The sequence below is a fragment of the Falsiroseomonas sp. genome, from assembly GCF_041690465.1.
In the GTDB taxonomy this organism is placed as follows: Bacteria; Pseudomonadota; Alphaproteobacteria; order Acetobacterales; family Acetobacteraceae; genus Falsiroseomonas.
The window spans coordinates 1-17,937 of the sequence record NZ_JAWLHG010000022.1; the positions used below are offsets into that span (position 1 = coordinate 1).

The following is a 17,937-nucleotide window of genomic DNA, read 5'->3' on the forward strand; positions in this document are numbered from 1 at the left end:
CTCCACGGCCGGAAGCTCTTCCTCATGCCGAAGAGCGAATCACCCCGCGCCCTACCTGTCGAGCCTCATCACCCGTTACAAGGACAGGCTCCTAGCTCCGCAGCTCTTCCCAGCAGGCGCGCGCGACGCGGCCGATGCTCGCGAAGGAGGACGCGAAGCCCGGCAACCCGTCCGGCATCGTTTCCGGAACCCAGTCGGTCGCGGCCGCCAGGATGAACAGCGGCCTGGCGCCGTCGAAGACAATCCCGGCATCCATGCGGCCGCGCCGGCCACGCCCGGTCTTGTGCGCAACCTTGGTGCCGTAGGGCAGCAGCGAGGGGATCAGGTTCCGCAGGATCTGCCAGCTCAGGATGTCCATCGCCAGGCGGCAGAGCTCCGGCGTGCTGCCGAGCCGTCGTGCGACCGCTTCGTCCTCGGTGCCGCGCAGGATCAGGTCGAGCAGCAGCACCTGGTCCGACTGCGTCGTCGTCGCCACCGCCTCCGCAGGATGGTCCCAGCCGATGCCGAGCGGCGGGATCAGTCCCCGGTGGTGCGTGCGCGTCATGCCGATGCCATGGCAGTAGCCGTCCATCGTTTCCGGCCCCAGTCTTTCCAGCACCGCCTGAGTGCAGACATTGTCGCTGGTGATGATCATGTTCACCAGCACGTCGCGGAAAGGAATGACGCAGCCCGGCGTCATGTAGCGGTAGGTGCCGGAGGCGACATCCTTCTGCAGCCGCTCCTCCAGCACGACGGGGTCCTCCAGCCGCAGCTTGCCTGCATGCACGGCCGCCATCGCCGCCATCAGGATCGAGGTCTTGCGTGTGCTGGCAGACGGCATCGGTACATCGCCCTCGTGATGCGCCTCCCGTCCGGTGGCGAGGTCCTTCACGTGCCAGCGCGTCTTGAACGGATAGGCCTCGCCGATTTCGGCCAGCCGCTTCGTCAGTCTTTCCATGCTCGTCTCCTCTCCGTCGACAGCCTATGCACACCCCATCATCATCGCCAGGGGTGCCGGCCCATCGGCCGGCTTCGCCAGGATTGATCCTCCCCCCGCGAAGTTCTCTAATCGCGAGCGTCAAGTATGTTGGCTCCGTCCTTCGTGGCCGCGCCGGGCGCGGCCACGATGTCGCACGCTTCGAATGGACCCGCCGGCAGCCGCATCAGCGCGGCAAGATCGGCGTTAAGCCGCTCGCCCACCGGACGCGGGTCCCGGCCGGCCGTCTCGCGCAGCCGCGCCAGGCACTGCCGCTCAAGCTCGGCGTTCAGCGCCGCAAAGGACGCCACCCACGGCACCGGCGTCAGGAAGGCCCGGCGCGCGTGCTTCACCAGCGCCTCCACTTTCCCCTTGTCGTTGCCCCTGCCAGGCCGCCCGAACCGATCCTTGTAGGCATAGTGGACTGACCAGCCGGGTAAAGGGCCGCGTCCGCTCCCGCGTGCCGTCGGGAAGGATGCGCGCCACCGCCAGCCGGGTGTTGTCATACAGCACCGACCGCGGCACCCCGCCGAAGAAGCCGAAGGCCGAGACATGGCCATCGAGGAACGCCTCCGTGGTCTCCGCCGGGTAGGCCTTGACGAAGGCAGCATCCGAGTGCGGCAGGTCCATGCAGAAGAAGTGGACCTTCACCGTCTCGCCGGCGACGACCGCAACCGCCTCACCGAAGTCGACCTGCGCGTCCCCCGGCGGATGGACCAGCAGCACGAACGCTTCCTGCGCCCGCCCACGTGCCAGCCACACGTAGTCCTTCACCGTGCTCTAGCCGCCAGCGAAGCCGTGCTCGTCCCGCAGCCGCTGCCAGATCCGCTTCGCCGTGTGCCGCTGCTTCGCCGGCGCACTCCGGTCCGCCACCAGCATCGCGTCGATCACCCCGGTCAGCGTACCCAGCTTCGGCCGCTCCACCGGCTTCGTCCGCACACGGCCCGGCGGCTCCGAGAACCGGCACATCTTCGCCACCGTGTCACGGCTCAGACCCAGCCGCCGCGCCACCTCCCACCGACTCAACCCCTCCGCGAACACCAGCTGCCGGACCGTCGCGTAGACCTCCACGGCATACATCCTCCGGAGCCTCCTCCCCACCGGGAGGCACTCCTACCAATGGCTGGATTTCACTCCGCCCGCAGCGCCGCCATGGCGCCGCTCCATTGGCCGACTTTCGCGCCGCCACGTACACAGGTTGAGCGGGCGCGTGTGCGTGGCATAGGTGACGACGCCGGTGATCGCCAGGTCGACGGAGCCGACGGCCACCTGCTCCAGACTGCGCGCGTCGTTGGCGAGCTGGCCGGAATGGAAGACCTGCACGCGGAATCGCCCATCCGTGAGTTCCTGCATGCGCCGGGCGAAGAGCAGCGCCGCTTCCTGCCGCGCCCCGATGTCGGTATCCGTGTGGTTCAGACGCAGCGTTCGCACCTGCTGCCCCTGGGCGATCGCCGGCGCGGCGAGCATCCCGAATCCGCCGAGCAGGGTCGCCCGGCGCGTTGCCTTGAGGCCGTTCATGTCCTTCCTCCCTTGTGGAAACGCATGTCGTTCAGACGCTGACGAAGCGGCCCTCCTCGGCCGACCGGTAGATGGCTTCCTCGACCTCCATGTTGCGCAGCCATGCCCGCGCCGTGTTCGGCACGGGCGCGCCGTCGCGCAGATGCGCCAGTGCCGCCGAGGTCTGGCGGAAGACGCAGTCGCCGCCATAGCCGCGCCTCTCCCAGGCGTAGCGGTGCTCGCGCTCCTCGCCGCGATGCGGCCGCAGGAAGAGCCGGCCAAAGCCGTCGAGCCGAAGCTGGCCGCCCGTGCCCTCCACCAGCAGCACGCCGTTGGTCATCCGCGGATCGTCGCTCGGGTGGTCCAGCAGCCGGTTGCCGTCCACGATGCCGCTGCGTCGCGGCTCGGCGAAGGCGAAGAGCACCGTCGCCGCATCCTCGCCGACGATCGCCGGGTTCAGCCGGCGCAGCCGCGCGAAGACGCCGGCGACTTCGCCGAAGATGAAGCGGAAGACGTCGATCAGGTGGATGACCGTCTCATGCACCAGGAAGCGCTTCATGCTGCGGAAATAGGGCTGGCGCGACAGGTAGGCCTCGGGTCCCTGCCCGTCGCCGGAGCGCAGGCGGAAGGAGATGTCGAGCGGTTCGCCCACCGCGCCGTCGCGCACCAGCCGCTCCGCCTCCGCGAACCAGGGCATGAAGCGGAAGTTCTCGTGAACGAGGAGCGGGGTTCCGGCCCGTTCGGCCGTCTCCACGATACCGACGGCGGTCGCCCAGTCCGGCGCCAGCGGCTTCTGGCAGATGGCCGGGATGCCGTGCGCGGCGCAGAGCGCGACCAGGTCGGCATGGGTGGCGGGCGGCGTCACGATGTCCACCAGCTCCGGCCGCGCCTCCTCCAGCATCGCGGCGGCGTCTGTGAAGGCACGCGCACCCGGGACATCCCGGCCCGCCGCCTCCGCCTTCGCGCGCTCGGCGTCGCAGAGCGCGACCACCTCCACCGGCAGCCGCGCCCAGGCATCCCGGTGGAACTGCGCGAAGTAGCCGCAGCCGATGATCGCGACCCTCATCCCGGGATGCGCTCCGCCACCGCGCGCGCCACCTCCCGCGTGCCGACACCACCGAACTCCGCCGTGCGCAGACCGGCGGCGAAGGCGCCGTCCACGGCGGATTCGAGCTCGGCCGCCGCATCCGCCCAGACCTGTCCGGCGCCACGGGCGGCGAGCCAGTCCAGCATCAGCGCGGCCGACAGGATCATCGCGGTCGGGTTGGCGATGCCCTTGCCGGCGATGTCCGGCCCCGTGCCGTGGCTCGGCTGGAAGACCGCATGCTCGTCGCCGATATCGGCCGAGGGCGCATAGCCCATGCCGCCGACCAGTCCCGCACCCAGATCCGACATGATGTCGCCGAACATGTTCTCCATCGGCAGCACGTCGAAGTCCCAGGGGCGGCGCACGGGGTCGAGCGCCATGGCGTCGATGTAGTGCGTCCCGGAGGGCACGGCGGGGAACTCGCGCGCGACCTCCTCGAACACCTTCCGCATGAAGGCCATCGAGGTGAAGACATTGGCCTTGTCCACCAGCGTCACCTTCTGCGGCCGGCCGAGCCGCTGCGAACGACGCTCCGCGAGGCGGAAGGCGAAGCGGGAGAGGCGCTCGGTGGTGGTCCGCGTGATCACCATGGTTTCGCGCGCCTCGCGGTCCTCGATCACCTCGCCGCGGCCGCGCGACCAGAAGAGGCCCTCGGTGCTCTCGCGCAGCACGACGAAGTCGATCTCCTTGGCGCGCGGATGCGCCAGCGCAAGCGGCACGCCCGGGATGGCGCGGATCGGCCGCACGCCGGCGTAGAGACCCAGGCGGAAACGCAGGTCGAGCTGCGGCGCGATCTCCGTGCCGTCCGGATATCGGATGCCGGGCCAGCCCATGGCGCCGAGCAGGATCGCATCCGCCGCCTCGGCGCTGCGGAAGACCTCCTCGCTCATCGCCGTTCCGGTGGCCTGATAGACGAAGGCGCCGGCCTGCAGCGTTTCCGTGCGCAGGCCCAGGCCGTGGCGGCGCGCCAGCTTCTCCAGCACGCCCATCGTCGCCTCGGTCACCTCCACGCCGATGCCGTCGCCGGGCATCAGGGCGACACGCACGGAATTGGAAGCTAGAGCCATGCGAGGCCACTCCGTTCGATCAGGGACATCAGCTCGGCGCCGCCGCGCCGGCGGTGCACGCGGAACAGCTCGCGCGCCCCGTCGCCGTCGCCGCTGGCGATCGCGACCATGATCGCGCGGTGCTCGTTGGTGGAGGCGGCCGGCAGCGGCCGGAGGTTGAGCGTCAGCATCCGCGCGCGGTGCGACTGGTCCCAGACCTGCATGACCATGGCGGCGAGACGCCCGTTGCCGCAGAGGGCGAGGAGGTCGCGATGGAAGGCCTCGTCAGCCGCTGCCCAGGCCTGCCTGTCGCCGCTGGCGAGCGCAGCCTCCATTGCATCACAGGCTGCGTGCAGCGTGGCCAGGCGCTCCGGCGGCAGGCCGCGCCGCGCCAGGAGTTCCGCCGCCTTCGGCTCGAGGCTCTCCAGCACATCGTAGATGTCGCGCATGTCGGCGAGCGAGACCGGCAGCACGCGCATGCCGTGCCGCGGCGTGACCGCCACCAGCCCGTCCTGCGCGAGCCGCAGCATCGCCTCCCGCACCGGCGTGCGCGAGACGCCGAGCTCCATCGCGAGCTCCGCTTCCAGGCGCTGCGTGCCGGGCGGCAGTGCATTGTCCAGGATAAGCCGCCTGATCTGCTGGTAGGCCACGTCCGCCGCGGTGGCGGGGCGGGCTCGGGCCAGGGCGGGACGCGTCGTTGCGCTCGCGCCGCGGCCGTTCAGCCGCGTGCCCGGGCGTTGACGGCGAGGAGGCGGATGACCATCACATTCGTATCCAGTAACGTATGCATAGTCTGACTGACGCAGGCACCTGGTGTCAACATCGTTCGTCATGGGGCGTTCAATGCGTACGCGGGCGCACGCAGTGTAGGATGGCCGGGACATGAAGGGGGTCATCCTCGAGAGCTGGACGTGGCCTTCCCGCAGCTACCAGAGGATCCTGTCGCCCTCTCCCGTATCCCCGTCGCTCTGCTGCCATGGCCACCAGTTCGTCACGTGGCGCGCGAACAGGCATCAGGAGTCGATTGCCCTCCAGCCGTGGTGGACGCGGCGCGTCGCAGCGTCGAAGGCAAAGTAGTTGCCGCCGTTGTTGGGCGGCTGGTCGTGCGTCCGTCCGATCGGGTCGCCGCGCAGGTGGCACAGCAACAGCGTCCCGACCCCGCCGTGCGCGACGATGGCGACGTCGCCCTTCCCGCCCGCGGAGGCATCGAGCACCTTCTCGACGGCGCCCACGATCCGGCGCTGCGCGTCGACTGCGCGCTCCCAGCCGCGGACGCTCTCGTGCGGGCGGGCGAAGAATTCGTCCGCCACCGCCTCGAACTCGGCCTTCGGCAGGTAGCCCGTGGCCGACCGGTCGTTCTCCCCAAGCTCGGTCAGCACCTGGACGGGCAGGCCGAGGTGGCCCGCGAGGATCTCCGCGCCGTCGCGCGCCTTGCGCTCTGTGCTGCACCACACCGCGCCCACGCGGCCGACCCAGGGCAGTGCGAGGGCGCGGGCCATCCGCTCGCGGCCCCGCGGCGACAGCGGCCAGTCTGCGACCGGCACCGACGGGTCGATCAGCACGTCGGGATGCGTGACGAAGTAGACTGTCGGCGTCGGGCGCGTCATGGCCTCTCCAATGCCACGCAGAGTGCGGTTTTGCCCATCCGTAGCCGCACCGTCCCGTCGCGCACGCCCAGGATCGCAGGCGAGCAGCGTCTGTGCACAGGCGGTGGTTGCCTAACGCCCCACTGGCGCCAAGCTCCTTGTTATCCCGGACGGCAGCGGGCGACGGCGTCGTGTTGCGCGATTCGGTGCTGCTCGACCTGCGGCAGGGCATGGAGACACGCGGGCATGGCGCCATGATGCCGATGGGCATCCAGCGCGGCATCTTACTGCCGCGTGAGCATCTGGAACTCACCCGTGACCCGACCCTATGCAACAACATCCTCTACTGGCTTCTGGATGAGCCAAGGCAGCGATAGCTCGCGGGGCACGTCGCTGGCGGCGCGCGCGCCGGCGCGGATTGCCAGCCCCGCGCGTTCGTATAGCATCGCGCTGCCGTTGCCTGCCGGATATCCCGTCGGACACTTCCCGATGGTCCCGGCACGTCCGTAGTCAATCCGCATCGTGGCCGAGCCGTGACACGCATCATTGCCATCGAACTCCTCGCGGTCGAGTATCCCGTCGCGGTTCCCTACGGATCGTCGCGCGGCCTGGTCCCGAAGCGCGGAGCGGGGATCGTGCGGCTGCTGACCGATGACGGCATCGAGGGCATCGGCGAAGCCTGGGGACCTGCCCCGATCAGCAGGGCGTATCTCGATGTCGTGCGGGCGCGCTTCATCGGCGCCAGCCTCTTCGCGCAGCGTGGCGTCGCGCAATCCATCCTCGCGAGCCATTATCATTTCGGCACGGCGAACGGGCTCGTGGCGCTGCTTGGCGGCATCGACATCGCTGCGCATGACGCGATGGGCAAGCGTCTCGGCCTCTCGGTGGCGGACCTCATCGGCGGCCGGCTGCGGGAGGAGATTCCGGTCTACGGGTCAGGCGGGTACTTCACCACCGAGGACGACCAGGCCGCCGCGCTTGCCCGCCAGCTCGAACGCGCCGTTGCCGCGGGCCATGTCGCGCACAAGATCAAGATCGGCCGCAATCCGCGCCAGGATGCGGAACGCTGCGCGCTTGCGCGGCGCATCATCGGGCCCGAGGCGATCCTGACGGTCGACGCCAACGGGAACTACACGGCCGATGCCGTGCTCGAGAGCATGCATCGCATCGCCGAGCACGACATCCACTGGTACGAGGAGCCGGTGGCGCCGCAGGATTGGGGCGGCTATGCGGAGCTGCGCGGCCGCGCGCCGATCCCCGTCGCGACCGGCGAGGCGCATTACGCGCTGTTCGACCACCGCAGGATCATCGACGGCCGGCTGGCCGCGGTGCTGCAGCCCGACCTGACGCTCTGCGGCGGCTTCGAGGTGGCGCGCACGATCGGCAGCCTGGTCTGCGCGGAGCACCTTCGTCTCTCGCCGCATTGCTGGGGCACGGGCGTCGGTCTTGCGGCTGCGCTGCACTTCATGGCGGCCCAGCCTTCCTATCCGGCGGGCGAGCACGTCGCCTTTCCCGCCATGCTGGAATACGACACCGGCGACAATGCGCTGCGCGACGGGGTGCTGGCCGAGCCTCTGCACTACGCCGCGGGCCGGCTGCGCGTGCCGCAGGGACCCGGCCTCGGCATCGCGCTGGCGCCGGATGCACTGACACGCTTCGCACCGGCATGAGTGCCGCAGCCCCGCTGCTGGCGATCAGCGACCTTTCGGTTGCCTTCCGCGGGGGCGGCATACAGGCGGTGGATGGTGTCGATCTCGTCATCGGCGCGGGCGAAACCCTCGCCGTGGTGGGGGAGAGCGGATCGGGCAAGTCGGTCACGGCGCTCGCCATCCTGCGCCTGTTCGGGCGGGACGATGGCGCGGTGGCGCGCGGGCGGATCCTGTGGCGGGGCGAGGACCTGCTGCCGATGCCCGAGGCTGCCCTGCGGCGCTATCGCGGGCGCGAGATCGCGATCATCTTCCAGGATCCTGGCGCCAGCCTGAACCCCGTCTTCACCATCGGCGAGCAGATCGCGGAGGTGCTGCGCCGCCATGAGGGTCTGTCGAAGGCGCAGGCCGCCGGGCGGAGCCTCGACCTGCTGCGCGATGTCGGCATCGCGGATCCGGAACAGCGCATCCGTTCCTACCCGCACCAGCTGTCGGGCGGGATGCGCCAGCGCGTGATGATCGCAGTCGCGCTGGCCTGTTCGCCGCAGTTGCTGATCGCGGACGAGCCGACCACGGCCCTGGACGTCACGATCCAGGCCCAGATCCTGCGATTGCTGAAGGCCTTGCAGGCGCGCACCGGCATGGCGATGCTGTTCATCACGCACGACCTGGAACTGGTCGCCGACATCGCGGACCGGATCGCCGTGATGTATGCCGGCCAGGTGGTGGAGACCGGGCCGGCCCGACACGTCCTGGCGCAGCCGCACCATCCCTACACGCGTGCGCTGCTGGAATGCCGCCCGCACCGCGGCCCGGATGGTCTCGTGCATTTCGCACCGATCCCGGGCGCGCCGCCGCGGGGCATGTTTCCCGCCGGTTGCCGCTTTGCCGCGCGCTGTGCGCTGGCGGAGCCTGCCTGCACCGCCGGCCCGGTGGCGCTGGACCGCGTCACGGAGGCTCACGAGTCGCGCTGCCGACGCTGGGACGCATTGGCGTGACGGCGCTTCTCGAACTCCGCGGCGTCTCCCGCCACTTCCTGCTGCCGCGTCAGGGGCTGTTCGCGCGCCCGGTGCTGCGCGCCGTCGAGCAGGTGAGCTTCGAGGTCGCGGTCGGCGAGGTGCTCGGGCTCGTCGGCGAATCGGGATCCGGCAAGTCGACGCTCGGCCGCGTGGCGCTCGGCCTGCTGCCGGCCAGCGCGGGTGCGGTGCTCTTCGAGGGAGCGGAGCTCGGCGCCCTTCGCCCGGCGCAGCGCCGGGCGCTGCGGCGGCACATGCAGATGGTGTTCCAGGACCCCTTCGCCTCGCTGAACCCACGCCGCTCCATTGGCGGCGCGATCGCGGAGGTGATGAAGCTGCATGGCCTGCCGCATGGGGAGGCCGAGGTCGCCGCATCGCTGACGCGCGTCGGCCTGGAAGCGTCGGACATGCGGCGGCGGCCGCGGCAGTTCTCGGGCGGCCAGCGCCAGCGCATCGCGATCGCCCGGGCGCTGGCGGTGCGGCCACGCTTCCTGGTGGCGGACGAGCCGGTCTCGGCGCTCGACGTGTCGGTGCAGGCCGGCATCCTGAAGCTGATGCAGGACCTCCGCCGCGAGCTCGGCCTCGCCATGCTGTTCATCTCGCACGACCTGACGGTGGTGGAGGCGATGGCGGACCGCGTGGTGGTCCTCTATCTCGGCCGCGTGATGGAGTCGGGGCCGGCGCGCGCCCTCTTCACCGCGCCGCGGCATCCCTACACCGCCGCGCTGCTGGCCGCCGCACCCGGGTCGAAGCGGCCGGAGATGGTGCTGCAGGGCGAGATCCCCTCGCCGGCCGCGCCGCCCTCGGGCTGCGTCTTCCGCACGCGATGCCCCTTCGCCTTGCCCGACTGCGCGAAGGAGGTGCCGGCGCTGCGCAGCGTCGCAGCACGACACGAGAAGGCCTGCATCCGTGACGACCTCGCCTTCTAGCCTCCTCGTCGTCGGTGGCGGCGGCTTCGTCGGCGGCGCCTGCGTGCGGCACCTGCTGGCGCAGGGCCACGCGGTGCATGTCATCGAGCCGGATCGCCGCGATGCCCTGCCTGCCGGCGCGCGCTGGCTGCCGGGCAGCATCGAGGAGATCGGCAGCCTGCGTGCCGCCATCGCCGAAGCCCGCCCCGCCGCGATCCTCAACTTCGCCGCCTTCTCCACCGGTGGCGTCGGCCTGGCGCGGTCGGGCGAGGCGGAGCCGGAGCGTGCGCTCGCGATCAACCTGCTCGGCTTCCGCCGGCTGATGCAGGCGGCGACCGAGGCCGGCGTGAGGCGCCTGCTGTGGTCGAGCTCCACCGTCGCGATCGGACCGGTGGACCGGGTCGGTGCGCGCGTGACGGAGGAGGTCGCCTGCGCGCCGGCCACCACCTATGGCCTGACCAAGCACCTTGCCGAGCAGACGGCGCTGTTCGTCCGGCGCGCCCATGGGCTCGATGTCACGGGCGTTCGGCTGCCTCTCATCTTCGGGCCGGGCCTTTGGTATGCCGGCGCGGCAGCGGCGGTCACGCGGCTCGTGACCGCCGCCGCGCCCGGCGCGACGCCCGAGGAGGCGCTGCCCGAAGCACCCTTCGACGCCGCCCATGTGCAGGACGTCGCGCGGCTCTTCGCGCATCTGCTGCGGGCATCCGCGCCCGCGCCGATCTACCACCTGGCGGGCTTCACGACATCCTGGGCCGAGGTCGCCGCGACGCTTGCCGACCTCGTCCCGGGCTACGCGCCGCGGGTGGTGGCCGCACCTGGCCTCGTCTGGCCCCTGGTCAGCCAGCTCCGGCTGGAACAGCATACGGGCTTCGCCTGCGCCCACGACCTGCGCAGCACGCTGCGTGACCTGCTGGAGCACCGTGCATGAGCTTCGAAGAGCGGCTGAAGGACCTCGGGATCACGCTGCCGCCACCGCGGCCGCCGGCCTTCGGCTATGTGCCGGTGGTGGTGGAGGGCGGGCTTGCCTGGGTGTCGGGCCAGCTCCCCTGGGACGGCGACGGGCTGATGGCCCGCGGCAGGCTTGGCGAGGCCGTGGATGTCGAGACCGGCCGCGCCGTCGCGCGCTGCTGCCTGCTCAACGGCCTGGCCGTGCTGCGGGAGGCGCTCGGCACGCTGGATCGCGTGAAGCGGGTGGTGAAGGTGGTGGGCTTCGTCAGTTCCGCGCCGGGCTTCTTCGATCAGCCGGCCGTCGTGGACGGCGCATCCCGCGCGCTTGCGGAGATCTTCGGCGATGCCGGCCGACATGCCCGCTCGGCGGTCGGCGTCGCCGCCCTGCCGCGCGACGTGCCGGTCGAGATCGAGTTCGTGACTTCGGTGCAGTGACAAGGGAGCAGACGGAATGCGCAACCTCACCTTTCCGCGCCGCACGGCGCTTCACCTCGCCCTCGGCTCGCTCGCGCTGCCAGGCGTCGCCCGCGCGCAGCAGGCGCAAATCGACCCGCTGATCTCTGGCCCGACCCCGCCCGGCGCGTGCCGCGGCGGGCGCGTGACGATCGGCAGCCTGGTCGAGCCGCCGGCGCTCGACCCGTTCCGCCAGGCGGCGGATGCGCGCATCCGCGTCTCGGTCTTGATGTACCAGGGCCTCTTCTACGAGGACCAGTCGGGCGTCGCACGGCCCCTGCTCGCGGAGAGTGCAGCGGCCTCGGCCGATGGAAAGAGCTGGACCTTCCGGCTGCGCCGCGGCGTGAAGTTTCATACCGGGCAGACGATGACCTCGGCCGACGTGAAATACTCCTACGACTTCATGCGCAATGCGGCGAACGGGTCGCCCGGCGCGGGCGATCTCTCCTCCGTCGCGAGCATCGATGCGCCGGAGGAGCACACGGTCGTGTTCAACCTCTCGCGCCCGAACGCCGCGCTGCCGATGACGCTGACCAACAAATACGGCGCGGTGGTGCCCCGCGGCTTCTTCGAGACCCCGAACTCCGGCACGCGGATGAACGAGATCTCGGTCGGCACGGGGCCGTTCAAGCTCAAGCAGTTCCGCCCCAACAGCACCCTGACCTTCGAGCGCAATCCCGACTATTGGCAGCCGGGCCTGCCCTACCTGGACGAGGTCACCTTCGTCACCATGCCGAACAGCGCGGCGATGGTGGTCGGGCTGCAGTCGCGGCGCATCGACCTCGCGATGTTCTCCCGTCCGCAGGACACCCAGGCGCTGGCCAATGCGCCGGGCGTCCAGGTGCACCGCTGGCCCTCGCTGAACCAGAAGACCGTCGACCTGGACTGCAAGTACCAGCAGCTCAGCGACATGCGCGTGCGCCAGGCCATCGCGCTCGCCATCGACAAGAAGACCGTGATGGACGCGTCCATCTCCGGCTACGGCACGGTCATCGGCACGATGGTCGCGGGCATGCAGGAGGCCTGGGGCGTGCCGATCGACCAGCTGCCGAACCAGCGCGTGGACCTCGACCGCGCGCGGTCGCTGCTGGCCGCGGCGGGGCATCCGAGCGGCTTCGACATCGATCTGACGACCATCATCGGCTACGACTGGATGGATGCCGCGGCCGTGACCATCGCGGAGCAGCTGCGTCGCATCAACATCCAGGTCAACATCCGCAAGCTGGACCTCGGCGTCTGGATCCGCAATTTCCGGGCGCGCGAGATGGGCTTCACCTTCAACGACTGGGGCACGACGCCTGACCCCAGCCTGCTCTACTACCGCCACTTCCGCGCTGCCCCGGAAGGCGCCGACTTCCGCAACTGGAACAACGCCCGGGCCAGCGCGCTGCTCGACCGTGGCCAGGAGACCGCCGATCCCGCCGCACGCAAGGCGATCTACGCCGAGTTCCAGAAGATCCTGGCGGAGGAGGTGCCGACGATCATGATGTTCTCCTCGGACCTGCTGACGGCCAACCGCACGCGGCTGAAGAACTACGTGCAGCACGGCACCGGCTGGTATTTCGGTCTGGCGAAGGCGTGGGTGGAGGGCTGAGCCCGGCATGGCCGGATTCCTCGGGCGCAGGCTCGGCGCGGCGGCGATCGCCGCGCTGCTCTCGAGCCTTGCCGTGTTCCTGCTCATGCGCGCGGTACCCGGAGACATCATCGGGCAGATGCTGGGCCAGACCGGCAGCGACCGCGCGGCGGAGCAGGCGCTGCGCGCCTTCTTCGGGCTCGACCGCCCGCTCTGGGCGCAGTTCGCGGAATGGGTCGGCGGTGCGGTGCAGGGGGATCTCGGCCGTTCCTGGTATCAGGGAAGGCCTGTCTCCGCGATGGTGTGGGACGCCTTCCTTGTCACGCTGCAACTCGCGGTGCTGACGCTTGCGCTGGCGACGCTGGTCGGCGTGCCGCTCGGCGTGGTCGCCGGCATCGCCCAGGGCACGCGCATCGATCGCGCCATCCAGACCTTCAACCTGATCGGGCTGTCGGCACCCGTGTTCTGGCTGGGGCTGATGCTGCTGGTCGGCACATCCGCCGCGCTCGACTGGTCACCGCCCTTCGCCTGGTCCGGACCGCATGAGGACCTGGAGGAGAACATCGCCATCCTGGTGCTGCCCGTGCTCTCGCTCGCGGTGCTGCAGGCGGCCGCCTACAGCCAGTTCGTCCGTGGGCTGATGATCGAGGAACTCGGCAAGGACTACATCCGCGCCGGCCGCGCCAAGGGCCTCACGCCGCGCGAGCTGTACTTCAAGCACGCGCTGGCGAACGTGATGATCCCGCTCGTCACCTTCATGGGGCTGATCCTGGTGCAGATCCTGGGCGGCGTCGTGGTGATCGAATCCCTCTTCTCCCTGCCGGGCCTCGGGCGGCTGATCCTCTCGGCGATCCAGGGACGCGACTATCCGGTGGTGCAGGGCGCCCTGCTCTTCGTCGTGATCATCGCCACGACGATCAACCTGGCCGTCGATCTGCTCTACGGGCTGCTGGACCCGCGGCTGAGACCATGACGGCATGGCGACTGGGTCTGGTGCTGCTGGCGTTCTTCGCCGTGTTGATCGTCGCCCCCGGATGGGTGGCGCCGCAATCGCCCTTCGCGCTCGACCCCTCTCGCGCGTTGCAGCCGCCGAGCGCCGCGCACTGGTTCGGCACCGACGATGTCGGCCGCGACGTCTTCGCGCGGGTCATCCACGGCACGCGCATCACGCTTGGCCTGGTCACGCTCTCGCTGCTGATCGCGGCCGTCATCGGCGGGGGGCTCGGCATCGTGGCGGGCTTCGCGGGGCGCTGGTTCGACCTGGCGGCGGGACGTGCCGCGGACATGGTGCAGACCTTTCCCCCCATCATCGCGGGGGTGATGATCACGGGCGTGCTCGGCCCCGGCGCGGCGAACCTCATCCTGGCGCTCGCCGTGATCTACCTGCCGACCTTCTTCCGCATCGGCCGTTCCGCCGCATTGGCGGAGGTGCAGCTGACCTATGTCGAGGCCGCGCGCGCTGCCGGCTTCACCGAGTCTTCGATCCTGGTACGGCAGATCCTGCCCAATGCACTGCCAGTGCTGGTGCTGCAGTTCGTCATCGTCTTCCCGCTCGCGCTGCAGATCGAGGCAGCGCTCGGCTTCCTCGGCCTCGGCGTGGTGCCACCGACGCCGGACTGGGGCGCGATCCTCGAGCAGGGGAAGAACTTCATCCTGGTCGCGTGGTGGATGTCGCTCTGGCCCGGGCTGTTCGTGCTGCTCTCCGCCGCCGCGATGATGCTGCTCGGCCAGGGCCTCAGGGAGAAACTCGGCCGATGATCCGTCTTGCCCTGTTCGAGGACCTGCTGGAGGAGGAGTCGCGCGCCCTGCCACCGGCGGTGCGCGGCCTTTATCTGCGCCACGGCAGCGTGACGCTGGATGGAACGCCGCTTGCGCCGGATACGGCCATCTTCGCTACCGGTCCCGCCGTGCTCGCGGGCAGCGGCGAGGTCTGGCGCTTCGACGTCTCCGACGTCCCGACGCTCGCCGCGCCGGAGGAATATGCGCGGCTCATCCTTGCTCATCCGCTGCAGCGCGATGCGGCCGCGCCCTTCGTCCTGCGCATGGACCGCGTGGATTTCCCGCCCGAGGGCGCGACGCCGAAGCATGGCCATGCCGGTCCTGGGATCCGCCGGCTGCTGGGCGGCCGACTGCTGGCCGAGGTCGGCGAGGCGGCGCACCGCATCGATGCCGGCGATGCCTGGTTCGAGACCGGCTTCGATCCGGTCATCGGCCGGGCGCTGCTGCCAGGCAGCGCCTTCATCCGCTGCATGGTGCTTGATGCGGAGTTGCACGGCCGTCCGACCTTCCGTGCCTGGGACGCGGAGGAGGCCGCGAAGCCGCGCAGCACCGCCGCGCGCCAGTTCTTCGACACACTCACAGCGCTGCAGCCAGCATGACGACGCCGATCTGGGAAGGGCTCTCCGCCGAGGAGCACGAGGCGCAGTACAACCCGCAGCGCAGCGTGCCTGATTTCGAGGCCGCGCGCCGCCGTCGCGAGCCGGCCAATGCAGCGGCCATCGCGGCGCTGAAGCCCGAGACGGACATCGCCTTCGGGGCCGGCCCGCTGCACAAGCTCGATCTGTTCCGCCCGCCCGGGCAGGGACCCTTTCCTGTCCATCTCTTCTTCCACGGCGGCTACTGGCGCGCCCAGGACAAGCGCAACTTCGCCTTCCTCGCGCCCTGGCTGGTGGCGCAGGGCGTGATGGTGGCGGTGATGAACTACGATCTCTGTCCGGCCGTCACGCTCGACGGCACCGTCGCCTCCGCGATTGCCGGGATGGAGTGGGTGGCGCGCAACATCGCCGGCCATGGCGGCGACCCGTCCCGGATCACCATGTCCGGGCATTCCGCCGGCGCGCATCTCGTCGCCGCCGGGCTCGCGACCGACTGGCGTGCACGGGGCTTGGGCGCGGACATGATCAAGGGTGCCCTGATGATCAGCGGCATCTTCGATCCCGCCCCCGCGATGCGCACCAGCGTGAATGCCGATATCCGCCTGACGCCCGACATCAGCGCCCGCCACGACTACGAGGCCCTGCCGCCGCGCTGTGCCTGCCCGGCCTGGGTCATGGCGGGCGGCGACGAGCCGGAGCATTGGATCGACCAGTCCGTGCGCTATGCACGGCACCTCGCGCGCCACGGGCTCAAGCCTGGCCTGCTGGTGACGCCGCGCCAGCACCATTTCGACATCCTCGACCAGTACATGCATCCGGGAAGCGACGTGATCCATCTGCTCGGTCGTCTTGTCGCCCCGTCAGGTGCCAATCGGGCCGGCGCCGCCCGCGGGAGTGCCTGACCGGGCGTCTTCCCCCTGGCCGGCCGACGGCGCTGACCGCCGGTCGCGGTCCATGGTCGATCTTCGGCGGGTGCGGCGAGGGCGCTGTCGGCGCGATCGAGCGTCGCCGCGACATCCGCTTCGGTGTGTGCTGCGAAGACGTACCAGAGGCCGCGTTCGATCAGGTGGATGCCGCGCAGCAGCATCCCGCGGCAGAAGGCGTGATCGGAGGCCTTGCCGTCGGCGGCAACGTGGCGGAACTCGGTGGCGCGCGGAAGCGCGGAGAAGCCGGCATGGAACATCGGGCCCGGTCCCTGCATCCGCAACGGCAGCCCGTGACTCTCGCCGAGGCGTGCCAGGCCGTCGCGCAACACTCGGCCGAGTTCGGCGATGCGGCGCAGCGCCGCGCCGTCGTCGCGCTCGAGGATCTCGACCGTGGCCAGGCCTGCGGCCACGCAGGGAATGTTCCCGTTGTCCGGCGTCGGCGCCTATGAGACAGATCTGGGCTGTTGAGGAGCGGAGGATTTCTGGCTCATCGTAACCATCGATGGAGTGAAGATGAGCCAGAAATCCTCCGCCCCGGCCGCCCGGGAACCAGCTGTCCCGCTCTCCAAGAAGCCGTCCGCCGAGCGGGTGGTGCGCGACATCCGCCGCCGTGCGCGCAAGCACCACACGGCCGAGGAGAAGATCCGCATCGTGCTGGAAGGCCTGCGCGGCGAGGAGAGCATTGCCGCGCTGTGCCGGCGCGAAGGCATTGCCGAGAGCCTCTACTACTCGTGGCCCAAGGAATTCCTCGAAGCCGGCAAGCGCCGCCTGACCGGCGACACGGCGCGGGCTGCGACCACCGATGAGGTCAAGGCGCTGCGCCAGGAAGCCCGGGCGCTGAAGGAGGTTGTCGCCGAGCAGGCGCTCGAGCTGCGCCTGATCAAAAAAGGCATGATCGCAGAAGGGGACGGGCGCGAATGAAATACCCCGCCGCCGAGAAGCTCGAGATCATCCGCGTGGTCGAGCAATCGCATTTGTCGGTGCGCCGAACGCTGCAGCATCTCGACACCTGCCAGCAACGTTCCATCGTTGGTATGATCTCTGCCGCACCGGCGGGCCGGAGGCGCTCGAGGACCAGCCGTCCCGGCCCAATCGCGTCTGGAACCGCATCCCCGATGCGGTGCGGGATCAGATTGTCGACTTTGCGCTGGTCGAGCCCGAGTTGTCGCCTTGCGAACTCGCCGTGCGCTTCACTGACCATGAGCACTACTTCGTCTCCGAGGCCTCGGTCTACCACCTGCTCGCCGCCCATGGCCTGATCGCCAGCCCGGCTTTCATCGTGGTGAAGGCGGCAACCGAGTTCCACACCAAGACCACGGCACCCAACCAGCTCTGGCAGACCGACTTCACCTATCTCAAGGTCACTGGCTGGGGCTGGTTCTATCTCTCGACCGTGCTCGACGACTTCTCGCGCTACGTCATCGCCTGGAAGCTCTGCACGACCATGGCCGCCAGCGACGTCACCGACACCCTCGAACTCGCCCTCGAGGCCTCGGGCTGCAGCGACGCCCGCGTGCACCACCGACCACGACTGCTGTCCGACAACGGGCCAGGCTACATCGCCGACGAGCTCGCCTCCTGGCTCGCCGCGAGGAGCATGGAGCACGTCCGCAGTGCGCCCTCGCACCCCCAAACCCAGGGCAGGATCGAGCGCTGGCACCAGACGCTGAAGAACCGCATCCTGCTCGAGAACTACTACCTGCCCGGCGAGCTCAAGGCGCAGATCGCGACCTTCATCGAGCACTACAACCACCAACGCGTGCACGAGAGCCTGGATAACCTCATCCCGGCCGACGTCTACTTCGGCAGACGACAGGGGATCCTGCTCGAGCGCGAGCGCACCAAGCGGCAGACCATCCAGCAACACCGCTTGCTGCACCACCGCCAGGCCGCATAATCTCGCAACCCAGGTGAGCCAAAT

General features: G+C 70.0%; 18 protein-coding genes and 2 pseudogenes. 13 read left to right on the forward strand and 7 right to left on the reverse strand.

Translation table 11 applies throughout. The features are described from left to right. Positions 1-91: 91 nt before the first annotated feature. From ACESM1_RS19065 to ACESM1_RS19095, 7 genes and pseudogenes are all read right to left on the reverse strand, one after another. Complete coding sequence (locus tag ACESM1_RS19065) at positions 92-937, reverse strand: serine hydrolase (protein WP_372622786.1); 846 nt, start codon at positions 935-937, stop codon at positions 92-94. Positions 938-1,107: 170 nt separating this feature from the next. Then, a pseudogene (gene istA, locus ACESM1_RS19070) lies at positions 1,108-2,035 on the reverse strand (IS21 family transposase); the annotation flags it as partial. Positions 2,036-2,068: 33 nt separating this feature from the next. Beyond that, the gene (locus ACESM1_RS19075; RefSeq protein ID WP_372622788.1) at positions 2,069-2,473 is read right to left on the reverse strand and encodes a hypothetical protein; all 405 of its coding nucleotides are present in this window, start codon (positions 2,471-2,473) and stop codon (positions 2,069-2,071) included. Between the two features lie 31 nt (positions 2,474-2,504). Continuing rightward, complete coding sequence (locus ACESM1_RS19080) at positions 2,505-3,518, reverse strand: Gfo/Idh/MocA family protein (protein ID WP_372622790.1); 1,014 nt, start codon at positions 3,516-3,518, stop codon at positions 2,505-2,507. Then, a complete protein-coding gene (locus ACESM1_RS19085; RefSeq protein WP_372622792.1) occupies positions 3,515-4,606 on the reverse strand; it encodes an isocitrate/isopropylmalate dehydrogenase family protein in 1,092 nt (363 codons plus the stop codon). The genes ACESM1_RS19080 and ACESM1_RS19085 overlap by 4 nt, the downstream gene beginning before the upstream one ends. Then, on the reverse strand, positions 4,597-5,235 hold the full coding sequence (locus ACESM1_RS19090) for a GntR family transcriptional regulator (protein ID WP_372622794.1): 639 nt from the start codon (positions 5,233-5,235) through the stop codon (positions 4,597-4,599). The genes ACESM1_RS19085 and ACESM1_RS19090 overlap by 10 nt, the downstream gene beginning before the upstream one ends. A gap of 363 nt (positions 5,236-5,598) precedes the next feature. Beyond that, positions 5,599-6,192, reverse strand: coding sequence for a histidine phosphatase family protein (locus tag ACESM1_RS19095; protein WP_372622796.1), 594 nt, complete (start codon positions 6,190-6,192; stop codon positions 5,599-5,601). A gap of 170 nt (positions 6,193-6,362) precedes the next feature. Here ACESM1_RS19095 and ACESM1_RS19100 point away from each other — a divergent pair, with 170 nt between their 5' ends. The 13 genes and pseudogenes from ACESM1_RS19100 (at position 6,363) to ACESM1_RS19160 (ending at position 17,913) form a co-directional block, all read left to right on the forward strand. Further along, complete coding sequence (locus tag ACESM1_RS19100) at positions 6,363-6,548, forward strand: hypothetical protein (RefSeq protein WP_372622798.1); 186 nt, start codon at positions 6,363-6,365, stop codon at positions 6,546-6,548. Between the two features lie 156 nt (positions 6,549-6,704). Continuing rightward, entirely contained in the window at positions 6,705-7,841 is a 1,137-nt protein-coding gene (locus ACESM1_RS19105; RefSeq protein WP_372622800.1) for a mandelate racemase/muconate lactonizing enzyme family protein, read from the forward strand. Next, on the forward strand, positions 7,838-8,815 hold the full coding sequence (locus ACESM1_RS19110) for an ABC transporter ATP-binding protein (RefSeq protein WP_372622802.1): 978 nt from the start codon (positions 7,838-7,840) through the stop codon (positions 8,813-8,815). Before ACESM1_RS19105 ends, ACESM1_RS19110 begins: the two co-directional genes overlap by 4 nt. Further along, positions 8,812-9,762: an ABC transporter ATP-binding protein gene (locus tag ACESM1_RS19115; protein ID WP_372622803.1), complete on the forward strand. Its 951-nt coding sequence runs from the start codon at positions 8,812-8,814 to the stop codon at positions 9,760-9,762. Before ACESM1_RS19110 ends, ACESM1_RS19115 begins: the two co-directional genes overlap by 4 nt. Continuing rightward, entirely contained in the window at positions 9,743-10,669 is a 927-nt protein-coding gene (locus ACESM1_RS19120) for an NAD-dependent epimerase/dehydratase family protein (protein WP_372622804.1), read from the forward strand. Before ACESM1_RS19115 ends, ACESM1_RS19120 begins: the two co-directional genes overlap by 20 nt. Continuing rightward, positions 10,666-11,124, forward strand: coding sequence for a RidA family protein (locus tag ACESM1_RS19125; RefSeq protein ID WP_372622805.1), 459 nt, complete (start codon positions 10,666-10,668; stop codon positions 11,122-11,124). The genes ACESM1_RS19120 and ACESM1_RS19125 overlap by 4 nt, the downstream gene beginning before the upstream one ends. A 16-nt stretch (positions 11,125-11,140) precedes the next feature. Continuing rightward, a complete protein-coding gene (locus tag ACESM1_RS19130) occupies positions 11,141-12,736 on the forward strand; it encodes an ABC transporter substrate-binding protein (protein ID WP_372622806.1) in 1,596 nt (531 codons plus the stop codon). 7 nt (positions 12,737-12,743) lie between these two features. After that, a complete protein-coding gene (locus ACESM1_RS19135; RefSeq protein WP_372622807.1) occupies positions 12,744-13,688 on the forward strand; it encodes an ABC transporter permease in 945 nt (314 codons plus the stop codon). Then, entirely contained in the window at positions 13,685-14,473 is a 789-nt protein-coding gene (locus ACESM1_RS19140) for an ABC transporter permease (RefSeq protein WP_372622808.1), read from the forward strand. The genes ACESM1_RS19135 and ACESM1_RS19140 overlap by 4 nt, the downstream gene beginning before the upstream one ends. Beyond that, positions 14,470-15,093, forward strand: a complete 624-nt coding sequence (locus ACESM1_RS19145; RefSeq protein WP_372622809.1) for a hypothetical protein — start codon at positions 14,470-14,472, stop codon at positions 15,091-15,093. The genes ACESM1_RS19140 and ACESM1_RS19145 overlap by 4 nt, the downstream gene beginning before the upstream one ends. Further along, complete coding sequence (locus tag ACESM1_RS19150) at positions 15,090-15,992, forward strand: alpha/beta hydrolase (RefSeq protein WP_372622810.1); 903 nt, start codon at positions 15,090-15,092, stop codon at positions 15,990-15,992. Before ACESM1_RS19145 ends, ACESM1_RS19150 begins: the two co-directional genes overlap by 4 nt. A 164-nt stretch (positions 15,993-16,156) precedes the next feature. After that, on the forward strand, positions 16,157-16,465 hold the full coding sequence (locus ACESM1_RS19155; protein ID WP_372622811.1) for a hypothetical protein: 309 nt from the start codon (positions 16,157-16,159) through the stop codon (positions 16,463-16,465). Between the two features lie 64 nt (positions 16,466-16,529). Continuing rightward, positions 16,530-17,913: pseudogene (locus ACESM1_RS19160) on the forward strand (IS3 family transposase). Positions 17,914-17,937 lie beyond the last annotated feature (24 nt).

Excerpts from the sequence above, each read along its gene's own strand:
- ACESM1_RS19065 (WP_372622786.1), bottom strand. The coding sequence starts at position 937 with ATGGAAAGACTGACGAAGCGGCTGGCCGAAATCGGCGAGGCCTATCCG.
- ACESM1_RS19075 (WP_372622788.1), bottom strand. The coding sequence starts at position 2,473 with ATGAACGGCCTCAAGGCAACGCGCCGGGCGACCCTGCTCGGCGGATTC.
- ACESM1_RS19080 (WP_372622790.1), bottom strand. The coding sequence starts at position 3,518 with ATGAGGGTCGCGATCATCGGCTGCGGCTACTTCGCGCAGTTCCACCGG.
- ACESM1_RS19085 (WP_372622792.1), bottom strand. The coding sequence starts at position 4,606 with ATGGCTCTAGCTTCCAATTCCGTGCGTGTCGCCCTGATGCCCGGCGAC.
- ACESM1_RS19095 (WP_372622796.1), bottom strand. The coding sequence starts at position 6,192 with ATGACGCGCCCGACGCCGACAGTCTACTTCGTCACGCATCCCGACGTG.
- ACESM1_RS19110 (WP_372622802.1), top strand. The coding sequence starts at position 7,838 with ATGAGTGCCGCAGCCCCGCTGCTGGCGATCAGCGACCTTTCGGTTGCC.
- ACESM1_RS19125 (WP_372622805.1), top strand. The coding sequence starts at position 10,666 with ATGAGCTTCGAAGAGCGGCTGAAGGACCTCGGGATCACGCTGCCGCCA.
- ACESM1_RS19130 (WP_372622806.1), top strand. The coding sequence starts at position 11,141 with ATGCGCAACCTCACCTTTCCGCGCCGCACGGCGCTTCACCTCGCCCTC.
- ACESM1_RS19135 (WP_372622807.1), top strand. The coding sequence starts at position 12,744 with ATGGCCGGATTCCTCGGGCGCAGGCTCGGCGCGGCGGCGATCGCCGCG.
- ACESM1_RS19140 (WP_372622808.1), top strand. The coding sequence starts at position 13,685 with ATGACGGCATGGCGACTGGGTCTGGTGCTGCTGGCGTTCTTCGCCGTG.
- ACESM1_RS19145 (WP_372622809.1), top strand. The coding sequence starts at position 14,470 with ATGATCCGTCTTGCCCTGTTCGAGGACCTGCTGGAGGAGGAGTCGCGC.
- ACESM1_RS19150 (WP_372622810.1), top strand. The coding sequence starts at position 15,090 with ATGACGACGCCGATCTGGGAAGGGCTCTCCGCCGAGGAGCACGAGGCG.